The organism is Synechococcus sp. H60.3 (assembly GCF_047462295.1).
Lineage (GTDB): Bacteria > Cyanobacteriota > Cyanobacteriia > Thermostichales > Thermostichaceae > Thermostichus.
In genome coordinates this window covers 6,531-16,919 of record NZ_JANSIY010000054.1, presented here as the reverse complement: position 1 = coordinate 16,919, position 10,389 = coordinate 6,531, and the positions used below count along the sequence as shown (strand labels likewise).

The following is a 10,389-nucleotide window of genomic DNA, read 5'->3' as shown; positions in this document are numbered from 1 at the left end:
AGTTCGTTTATGGACTGCGTAAGAATCCCCCGACTTTAGTGGAGGAGTGTCAAGAATGTCCCTCCGCCCCGCTGCGGCAGCGCTGCTCCCTAGTCTGCCGGCGTAGGGGAGGAGGGAGTGGGCTGGGCAGGGATCCCATTTTTGCCCCCATCTGGAGCAAGAACTTCCGGCTCAAGGACTTGCCGCATAGATTCGATCTCTTGGGAGAGCAACACCCGCTCCCGATCCAGGAGGCCAACCACATGCTCCGGATCCTCCCGCGAGACCACTGGCAACTGGCGCAAATCGTATTCGTACATCGGCTCGGCGGCCACCGCCACGGCCTCGTCGGGGAAGGTAGTGAGCACAGGAGCCTGGCTGACCTGCTCTACCGTCAGTTCGGCCAATTCCCCGGCTTCCCTGTGGGCCAGGGCCCGCTCGAGGTCTTCCAGAGTGAGAATGCCCCGCAGCCGCTCTTGCCCGTCCACCACCAAAGCGCTGTGACACTTTTGTTGCAGCAAACGCTCCAGGGCCTCCCGCAGGGGCGTATCCTGTTGCAGCAGCAGAGAAGGGGGCACCATCACCTCTTGAACCGTCAGGCCCTTCGGCTCCTGCCTGCGACGGGCGGAAGGGTAAATGGCCGGCGGGTGCAACTGCTCCGTTAGCCAAATGCTCAAGCCCACCGCTGCCATCACTGGCAAGGCGATGTGGTAGTCCCGCGTCATCTCAAACAGCAGCAAAATCGCCGTTAGGGGAGCCCGCACGCTGGCCGCCAACACCGCCCCCATGCCCACCATGGCGTAGGCGGCAGGGGGAGAGAGGGCAATAGCAGGCAAAGCCTTTCCCAACACCTGGCCGTAGCCTGCCCCCAACACCGCCCCCAAGAACAAAGCCGGGGCAAAGGTTCCCCCGACAAAGCCGCTGCCCAAGCTCACTGCGCTAAGGAATAACTTGCCTAGCAACAGCAGGCCAAGCTGGCCGAGGGAAAAGGGCACCGCCTGCAGAATCAACTCAATCGTCTCGTAGCCCACCCCCAGGGCCAACGGGATCCCCAGGCCGACACAGCCCAGGATCCCACCGCCCAGAATCGGCTTGCTCCAGGCCGGCCAGGCCGCCAGGAGGCCACTACCGAACAGGTGCTTGCCCCATTCCAGCGCGTAGCCGAAGGCGATGGAGACCAAGCTGGCCAAAAGGCCCAAACCCAAATAGAGGGGCACCTCCAGGAGGCTGTGGAGCTCGTAGGCAGGTAAGACAAAAGCCGGCTGGGTAATGGTCGGCAGCAGAAAGGCCGGCTGCGCCCCCAGCCCTACCTGGGCGATCAGGGCCGACACCACCGCTGCCAACACCACGACGCTGACGGCCGACGTGGTAAAGGAGCGAGCTAAGGCCAGCTCCAGCGCCAAAAACACCCCAGCAATCGGCGCGTTAAACCCCGCCGCCAGCCCCGCCGCTGCCCCTGCAGCCATTAACAGTTGCACTCGCTCCCGCGAGAGGCGCAGGTTTTGCCCGAGCAGACATCCCAGCAGGGCCCCGCTTTCCACGCTGGGGGCCTCTGGCCCAAGCGAGGCTCCCGCCCCCAACGAGATGGCAGCAGCCACCAGCTTAAGGGGGATCCACTCTGGGCGAGGGGCGAGAGGTCGGTTGGAACTCACCAAACTGGAGAGGCTGAGGTTGGGGAAAGGCAGAACCACCCCCAGAGTGCCGATCAACAGACCCCCCAGCAGTGGCGCCAAAATGGTTGCCCAGGATCCCAGCAGCAACAGGCCGTGTTGTTGCGCAGCCCTGACAATGCTATCGACGAGAGTATCCTGCAAAAGATAGCGGCACCAGCCGATGAGATAGCGAAACCCCACCACCAAAAGCCCTGTGCCCAACCCCGCTGCTGCCGCCAGCAGCAGCAGTAGATTCTCAGAGGAGAGACGCAGGCGGGGATCGGCAACGCTCACACTGTCCATAAAGGGCTTAGGAGCTTGAAGAAGGCAGAGTCAGGATCTCCACGCCGGTTTCGGTAACGGCAACCGTATGTTCAAACTGAGCGGAGAGCTTGCCATCTGCCGTAACAGCCGTCCACTTGTCGGGCAGCACCCTCACTTCCCAGGTACCCTCGTTGATCATCGGCTCGATGGTGAACACCATGCCGGGGCGGAGCTTTTCCCCCTTCCCCCGTTCGCCGTAGTGGGGGATCTGGGGTGCCGTGTGGAATTGCCGTCCCACCCCGTGGCCGACAAAGTCCCGCACCACACTGTAGCCCTGCGACTCGGCGTACTCCTGGATGGCAGCCCCGATATCCCCAACTCTGCCGCCTGGCCTCACGGCGGCAATGCCTCGCCGCAGGCATTCTTCCGCCACCTCCACCAGACGCCGCGCCCGCTCGGAAGGCTGCCCGACAAAGAACGTTTTGGAAGTGTCGCCGTGGTAGCCATCCAAAACTGGGGTGACATCAATATTGATAATGTCCCCCTCCCGCAGGATCTGTTTGGGGCTGGGAATGCCGTGGCAGACGACGTGGTTGACGCTGGTGCAGATGGACTTGGGAAAGCCGTGGTAGCCCAGAGGGGCACTCCTGGCCCCGTGGGCCCGCGTCCAGCGCTCCGCTTCGTCGTTAAGCTCTTGGGTGGTGACCCCCGGCTGCACCATCGGCTCCAGGTGCTTGAGCAGATCCGCGGCCAGGCGGCAGGCCCGTCGCATCTTCTCCAGCTCCCGTGACGAGAGCAACACAATCGGCTGAGGAGCTTGGGTAAGCTGGCTCATGCCCGTCTGCAACGCGGATCCCAATTGTTCCCCCCATCGCTGCGAGCGGCGGCTGAGATCGGTTAATAGCGATCGCATATCTTCCATCGTCAAACCCTTCTGTTCTCCGAAGTTCGATCCATCTCTGAAGTCTGAGCCGCCAGGGATCTCGGCCTAGCCCAGCTTTGGGTTGGGCCTTCTGAGCCGCCCTACATCCCTTCACAGGGTATTGCAGACCCGGCCCATTCTCCGCCGCCGGCGGATCCGCTGCACCAGCCACAGCCCCAGAAAGTAGCTAACGAGGGCGCCCCAAAACCCGACAAATGCACAGCCGACAAAGAGCGTACCCGAGACCTCCAGGCCCCACTGCATCCAGTTCTGGGCTACCACCAGTTCCGAAGTGGCAAAGGCTGTTCGGGATCCCAGTAGCCATTCTCCCACCCGGTAGTTAAACGCATAGATCGGCACATAGGTGAGGGGGTTGCTCACCCAGGTTCCTGCCGCCGCCACCAGCTTGTTGCCCCGCAAAGGAACGGCCAACAGCAGAGCCACCAGGGTTTGAAAGCCGAAGATGGGAAAACAACCCGCAAAAACTCCCGCCGCCAGGCCGCGGGCAATCTCCTTGGGAGAGGATTGCATTCGCAACAGGCGCAAATATAGGTAGCGCAGCCACCGCCTCCAGCCCAGATCCCGGCGGGGCAACGTCAGCGCAGGTTGAGACTCAAGATAGGGCACAGCGGATCCCGGCGAACCTGTGAACCAAGAAAATGGTCTCAGCCACGAGAGGGGGCTCATGATGGCGAGAGTAGAAACTGAGAAAAGGTGTTAAGCCGTGTAAATCCATTGTATCTTTCCTGCTGCCGAAGACAAAGGGTTACCGGCAGATCGGCGCCGAGGGATCGCCTCAGGGGGTGGCTAGCTGAGCTTGTCCACCAAGGCCAGCACGAAGTTGAGACTCAAGTAGGAAACCAGCGCCAGTAAGAACAGAAACAGTGCAACGCTCAGCACAGCTCGCAGAGATCCCGCTTGAACTTTGGGGGCGGGCTTTTCAGGCGGAGTTGTCATCCTCAAGTCCCAGAGAAGATCCTAGAAGACTCCAATTCTAGGATCTCATCCTGGGGAGACGGGAGCCGGAAGATTGCCAAAAAGTTGCTCAGTACCTCAACTTTGGCCCCCCACCCGCTAACGGGGTTACGTTGGCGAGCTGTATGCCGAAAGGAACTTGCACCAATAGGCTGATAATTTGCCTCGCAGCTCGTTTTATTTTTTACCTTGCAAGACGGGAAGGCTTGCGCTGTACCTGCAAGGTCAGCGTCAAATAGTGGTTAGCGCGTGCCCAGCTCGGATCTGTAGTGGCAGGGAGGGACAGGATTGAGCTTGACCCCTGTACAACAACGGGTGAACTTGTTGCAAGGGAAAATCTGCCTCAACAGCGAGGCCGGCCACACTTGTTCTACCTCGCGGTTGCCCTAGGTTCTTTCTGTCTCCAGCCAACAGCAGTCGGCTCAACCTAGGGCCTAGGCGTCGGGGTGGCTGGCTGGGGAGAAGCAGAGGACTCCCTTTCTTCGATCACTTTTTGCAAGCGGGCCCGCACTCGCTGGTTCAGAACAGGATCTTCGTTGGCCAGGATCATCAGCTCGCGATATTCGGCCACCGTCAGCCCCTGCTTCTCGACAATGCGGCTGGCTTGGGTTTCCGTGCGCTGCATAATCTGCTCGTACTCTTCTTCGTTCTGGGTCTCTCGCAACTGAGCGCTGGCTTCCCGGATCAAAGGATCCAATTCCAACAGAATCTGCACCAACTGCTCCACCTGAGCATCGGTAACTTGCTCTGGGGTTAGAGTTGGGGAAGCTTGCGCGCTGGGATCCCCCCCTGTAGCCGGAGAAGGAGTTGCAGCAGGACTGGGGAGCGAGGTTGCCTTCTGTGCCCAAAGCGGCGGGGATCCTAGAGTCAATCCCAGACTCACCAGCAACGCGAATTTCCTCATGCCCAAAACTCCCTAGACCTAGACTGAGATCGACCAAAACCCCCATGGCTCAGGTCATGCCTGAAGCCAGAGTAGCAAGAGGTCTGTCTGCCGTCTAAGGGTTTAACGCAGTATGGGAAACCTATCCTGGACATATTGTAGAAACAGAAAATTGGTTGTACAGTCGTAGTACTCTCTCCAAAGGCTGCTCGCCACGCGAGTATTCCCTTTGGTGGAGCTGCTCTAGGTTTGCGCAGTTGCCATTAACCAACCCTAATCCACACCAAGGGGGGTTGTCCGCATATGAGTTTAAGTATATGTCCCGTTGAGCATCCCTTTGGGCGATGCTAGCTTGGAAGCAAGATCCGAAGGGAGTCTCCTGCGCTGGCAGTTGACTTTCTTCGCAGGCCTCAGAGCTCATCGATAGCCTATTGCCTCTCCTGTCCTAACCTGCTCTTGGCTCGCTCCCTTGCTGAGCGAGGAGGTTTATTTTTCAACTGAGTAGGCGGTTTCTCGGCAGAGTTCTTGGAGGGGCGACAGAGGTGAGTTGCCTCTCTTTTCTGTTCGTGGAGGAGGACGTCTGTTGTCTTTTGTTATCTCTGTAAAGGATGATAACAAAGGCCGGTAGAAGTTATTGATTTTCTTAAGTAGTACTGATATATTCTTTGCGGTTGTCTTGTAATCCTTCTACAGGAGGCTGACATTGGTCAGGAGAAGAAAGCGTAAGAGCCGCCGTCGTTTGGAGGGGCGCAAAATTTTAGATCATATTCCTCAATTTAAATTAGATAGCGGCGAAGAAAAGTCTGTAACCGCCGCTCGGAGGTATATACAGGAAAACTCTATTCAGCCGCCTGCGCTGATTCTGGTTCGGCGAAACGAGCACACGGTAGACCGATTTTTCTGGGCGGAGAAGGGACTGTTTGGTGCGCAATATGTCGAAGAAAATCACTTTCTCTTTCCCAGCTTACGGGCTTTGCTAGCGGAGGTGGCGGCTGAGAAGCCGGAGAAAAAATCTCCCAAGGCTTTGGCAACTGCCGCTCAATAGTTTCTATATAATCGTTCCCGGCCTCAGGAGCTGAAGAAACAGCCCCCCAGGGGCGTTTGTTGTTATCCTCGGCAAGAGAACCATCCAACCAACGGGATCCCTTTCCGTCTAGCATCTATCTAGCCCTTCACGGCCTATCTTCGACTTCTCGGAGAGGGGTTTGCGCGCTACCCTACAAGGGATCCCGTCGGGAGGTTCTGGATGAGCCGACTGCCGCAGACCACCGCCCATGTACAAATTACCCGCCGCTCCTGGCAGGAGGGCGCTATTGAAGGGGAAGTCAACGCCAACGGTTGGGTTTGGCGCTTTTGCTGGCGCTTTCGAGCTGGGGAGCTGAAGGTGGAACCCTCCGTAGGACGGGCCTTGATTTGCGAGCCCTTGAGCCGCTTTTTGGAAAAATCTGACTATCTGTTGGAACCCGGCAGCAACTACTCGTTTGTGATTCGCAGCCGTCTCTAACCGGCCATCCAGGGATCCCTAGGCATGGAGGAGCAGGGGGAGAGGTGGCCAGGGTGCCAAGAAAGCTCTCCTCCAAGGGTGATGCTAGCTACATCTGCGCTTCCAGCGAACAGGCTCTAATATTGGGATGGTTGTTCTAGGAGCTGCCTTCATGACCTCTTCCTCCCACCTGACGAGTGCAGAGCGGGCAGTGGGTTCTGCCAATGGCCGGAAGGAGGCCCCTCTACTGGCGGAACGGGATCCCTTGGCCTGTGCCCTCCCCACAGATGAAGTGCTTGACCGCAGGAACAACCTGTTGAATCGCCGCCTGCAACTGGTGGAAGAACTTTGGGAATCCGTAATCCTGCAGGAGTGCGGGCAGCCTTTGGTGGATCTGCTGCGGCGGCTGCGCTCCATGTGTTCCCCTGAAGGGCAGGCCTTGGAGTACCCCATCCCGGAAGTACTACAAATTGTCGAGCATCTCAGCCTCGATGCAGCCATTCAAACGGCCCGCGCCTTCGCCTTGTTCTTTCAGTTGATCAACATCGTTGAACAGCATTACGAACGGGCAGAAGACTCAGATATGCGCATGGTGGACAGCCAGCAGCGCACCGTGCGGGAAAATGAAAAATTTGAACGTCTGTTCCCTTACCTGCGAGTTCAGGGGGTGCCGCCGGGACTGCTGCGCCGGCTGCTGGAGCGGCTGCACATCCGCCTGGTGTTCACCGCCCACCCCACCGAGATTGTCCGCCACACTATCCGCGAAAAGCAACGGGCCTTCTCCCGCCTGCTCAGCCAACTGGACTGGGCAGAGCAATCCCACCCTCTGCAGGCCCAGATGTTGAGAGAACAACTGGCGGAGGAAGTTCTGCTCTGGTGGCGCACCGACGAATTGCATCAGGCCAAGCCAACAGTACTCAACGAAGTCGATTACACCTTGCACTATTTTGAAGAGGTACTGTTTCAGGCTATCCCCCTGCTGCACGAATACCTCAGCCGCAGCCTGAAAAAGTCCTTTCCCAGCGTCGAGCCACCGCCAGCAGGATTTTGCAACTTCGGCTCGTGGGTAGGCGGGGATCGGGACGGCAACCCTTCCGTCACTGCCGACGTTACCTGGCAAACGGCCCGCTACCAGCGCAACCTAATTTTGGGCAAGTACATCGAGTCGGTGAAGGCGCTCACCAAAACCTTGAGCGTCTCTTTGCACTGGGGGGATGTGGACAGCCAGTTGCTGGATGCCCTTGAGCAGGATCGTCGCCTCATGCCGGAGGTTTACGAGTCCTTTTCGCTGCAATATCGCCAGGAGCCCTACCGGCTCAAGCTTAGCTACATCCAGCGGCGGCTGGAGCTGACGCGGGAGCGCAACCGCAATTTGGCTGACTCCGCCTATCTGCCCGCTCCTCCCCCCGTGGACAACGCCTACGCCAATGCGGAAGAATTTCTGGCCGACTTGCAGCTTATTCAGAGCAGCTTGAAAAACAGTGGCCTCTCCTGCCGCCAGTTGGATCACCTCATTCACCAGGTGCAGGTCTTTGGCTTCCATCTGGCCCACCTGGATATCCGCCAAGACAGCAGCTACCACGAGGCCGCTCTCACCGAGATCTTCGAGTACCTGCGGATCTTGCCGCGGCCCTACAGCGAGATGACGGAGGAGGAAAAAACGGCTTTTCTCCTGCGGGAGCTGCAAACCCGCCGGCCCCTCATCCCTCTAGAAGCTCCCTTTTCCGATAAGGCGGCAGAGCTGATTGCCACCTTTCGCACCCTGCGCCGGCTGCAGCAGGAGTTTGGACCGGCCATGTGCCAAACCTATGTAATCAGCATGAGCCGCCAGCTGAGCGATCTGCTAGAGGTGCTGCTGCTGGCCAAGGAGGTGGGCCTTTATGATCCCATCAGCGGGCGGGGATCCCTGGCGGTGGTGCCGCTGTTTGAGACCGTTGAAGACCTCAAGCAGGCACCAGAGGTGCTGCGGCAGTTGTTGGAGATTCCTTTCTATCGCCAGTACTTGGCCCAGCAGGAAAACCTACAGGAGGTGATGCTGGGCTACTCGGATAGCAACAAGGATGCTGGCTTTCTAAGCAGCAACTGGGAGATCTACAAAGCCCAGCAGCGGCTGCAGGCAGTGGCCGAGTCCTATGGTGTGAAGTTGCAGATCTTCCATGGCCGGGGTGGCTCGGTGGGGCGCGGGGGAGGGCCAGCCTACGAGGCAATTTTGGCCCAGCCGGGACGCAGCGTGGGGGGCCGCATCAAGATTACTGAGCAGGGAGAGGTGTTGGCCTCCAAGTATTCTCTCCAGGATCTGGCCATTTTTAACCTGGAAACTGTTACCAGCGCCGTCATTCAGGCAAGCCTGCTGCGCACCTACCCCAATGACCTGCACGAGTGGTCGCGCCTGATGGAATCGCTGGCAGAGCGCTCTCGCCAGGTGTACCGCAACCTGGTCTATGAGCAGGAGGGCTTTGTGGAGTTTTTCCACGAGGTCACCCCCATTGAAGAAATTGGCCAACTGCAGATCAGCTCCCGCCCTGCCCGCCGCAGCGGCAACTCGAAAGATATCGGATCCCTGCGGGCCATTCCCTGGGTATTCAGTTGGACGCAAAGCCGTTTTCTCTTGCCTGCCTGGTATGGAGTGGGCACCGCTCTGGAGGAATACGCGGCTAAAGGCGAGCACAACCTCAACCACCTGCAGCATCTCTACCGCGAGTGGCCCTTCTTCCGCATGGTGATCTCCAAAGTGGAGATGACCCTGGCCAAGGCGGATTTGCAAATTGCCCGCCATTACGTGCGAGAGATGAGCTCCCCCGAGCGCCTGGCGCGGGCGATGGAGCTATTCGAGTGCATTGCCCAAGAAATGTACCGCACCCGCGAGATGGTTTTGAAAATTACAGGGCACAAGGAGCTGTTGGAGAACGACCCCTACCTGAAGCGCTCGGTGCAACTGCGCAACCGTTCAATCGTGCCTCTCGGGTTTATTCAGGTCTCGCTCCTCAAGCGCCTGCGTGGTAAGCAAAAGTCCCACCTTCACAACACCCAGTACAACCGCGCCGAACTGCTGCGGGGAGCTCTGCTCACCATCAACGGCATCGCTGCTGGTATGCGCAACACAGGTTGAGGATCGATGGATAAGGACAGCTACAGCCCTCTCCAACCGGCTTAAGATCTCTCGGGGAGGAAAGCAGTTGGGAGTCGCCCTTAGGCTAGAACGGCTTGAGGGTGAGGTCAGAACAAATCATCTTCGTACTCGTCTGGCTCCGCCTCTTGCACTTCCACCGATTCTACCTCGACAACGCGGCGGGAGGGGCGACGAGGTTTTTCATCGGCATAGCCCTCCTCCTGGTCTTGAGGCAGACGAGGGGGACGGCGGCGGGTGACTGTGCCCCGTTCTTCCTGCGCATCCTCGGGATAGTCCTCGGCAGCCGGGCGGCGAGGGGGAGCCTGCTCATCGTACTCGGCGTCTCGACGGGAGCGGGTCTCTGGCTCGTCGTAATACTCCTCCGCTTCCGGGCGACGGCGCGGGCGCACCCGGGTATCGCTGGTCAGTTGGGGCCGCGGGCGACGAGCTGGCTCCTCGCTACGTTCAGGAATGGAGCGACTGGCGGAGGAAGTGTCGCGAATGCGGGATCCGCTAGCCCGCGTGGAAACGCTGCGCGCCTGTGGATAGCCATCCGGTGGATAGGTGCGGCTGAAGCCCCGGCCCCGCACGTCCGGACGAAGCCCGCCTACCTGCCGTACCTTTTCGTTCAGGAGGATCCGCAATCGGAAAGTTTCGAGGGCAAACCAGCCGGCCACTACCGCCAACAGCACCTGGGCAAAAAACAGCAACGGGATCAGGCGCTGACCTTCCAAGAGCAGACAGACGGAATAGATCAGGCCCATCGTTGCGAAAATCACATCCGACTCTGCGGAGGCCTCGCGCTTGATAAAGCGAACGGCAAAGATGGCCCCACTAGCAATCGCCACCAGCGCTGCCATCAAAAAATAGGGGCTTTGGGTGAGAAACATGCCAGGGATCCCTAAACTGATGAAAACAGGAAGGCGTCAGGCCTTGCCCATTTCACAGCCGATCCTAACATCGATCCTCCCGGGGACAACCCTCCCGGTTTTAAGGCAGGATCCCTCAAAGGAAGGGGATCGGTGCTAGGATGGCCTGTACATTCCAGTAGGCTTCATGCTGTATCTGGCGCGGGTAGACAAGAAAAGTCTTTTTGGCCAGGCGGAGCTGCAGCTCTTGGCG

General features: G+C 58.9%; 9 protein-coding genes. 3 read left to right on the top strand and 6 right to left on the bottom strand.

The genetic code is table 11. From position 1 onward, the window contains the following. Window positions 1-89 precede the first annotated feature (89 nt). The 5 genes from NW841_RS07455 to NW841_RS07435 all read right to left on the bottom strand — a co-directional run bounded on the left by NW841_RS07455 (window position 90) and on the right by NW841_RS07435 (window position 4,696). Window positions 90-1,934 (bottom strand): chloride channel protein, encoded by a 1,845-nt coding sequence (locus NW841_RS07455; protein ID WP_414385984.1) that lies wholly within the window; start codon window positions 1,932-1,934, stop codon window positions 90-92. Window positions 1,935-1,941: 7 nt separating this feature from the next. Next, window positions 1,942-2,730, bottom strand: a complete 789-nt coding sequence (gene map, locus NW841_RS07450) for a type I methionyl aminopeptidase (protein ID WP_414385986.1) — start codon at window positions 2,728-2,730, stop codon at window positions 1,942-1,944. Between the two features lie 198 nt (window positions 2,731-2,928). Next, the gene (locus NW841_RS07445; protein WP_414364306.1) at window positions 2,929-3,444 is read right to left on the bottom strand and encodes a DUF2062 domain-containing protein; all 516 of its coding nucleotides are present in this window, start codon (window positions 3,442-3,444) and stop codon (window positions 2,929-2,931) included. Between the two features lie 180 nt (window positions 3,445-3,624). Further along, window positions 3,625-3,774 (bottom strand): hypothetical protein, encoded by a 150-nt coding sequence (locus NW841_RS07440; RefSeq protein ID WP_414364307.1) that lies wholly within the window; start codon window positions 3,772-3,774, stop codon window positions 3,625-3,627. Window positions 3,775-4,219: 445 nt separating this feature from the next. Further along, window positions 4,220-4,696, bottom strand: a complete 477-nt coding sequence (locus tag NW841_RS07435; RefSeq protein WP_414385983.1) for a DUF4168 domain-containing protein — start codon at window positions 4,694-4,696, stop codon at window positions 4,220-4,222. A 682-nt stretch (window positions 4,697-5,378) separates the two neighbouring features. Here NW841_RS07435 and NW841_RS07430 point away from each other — a divergent pair. From NW841_RS07430 to ppc, 3 genes are all read left to right on the top strand, one after another. Beyond that, complete coding sequence (locus tag NW841_RS07430; RefSeq protein ID WP_414364309.1) at window positions 5,379-5,720, top strand: DUF3155 domain-containing protein; 342 nt, start codon at window positions 5,379-5,381, stop codon at window positions 5,718-5,720. 201 nt (window positions 5,721-5,921) lie between these two features. Then, window positions 5,922-6,179, top strand: a complete 258-nt coding sequence (locus NW841_RS07425; RefSeq protein WP_414371317.1) for a DUF3146 family protein — start codon at window positions 5,922-5,924, stop codon at window positions 6,177-6,179. A gap of 151 nt (window positions 6,180-6,330) precedes the next feature. Beyond that, a complete protein-coding gene (gene ppc, locus NW841_RS07420) occupies window positions 6,331-9,267 on the top strand; it encodes a phosphoenolpyruvate carboxylase (RefSeq protein ID WP_414385982.1) in 2,937 nt (978 codons plus the stop codon). Window positions 9,268-9,374: 107 nt separating this feature from the next. Here ppc and NW841_RS07415 read toward each other — a convergent pair whose 3' ends face one another. Then, a complete protein-coding gene (locus NW841_RS07415) occupies window positions 9,375-10,157 on the bottom strand; it encodes a Ycf66 family protein (RefSeq protein WP_414377717.1) in 783 nt (260 codons plus the stop codon). Window positions 10,158-10,389: the final 232 nt, after the last annotated feature.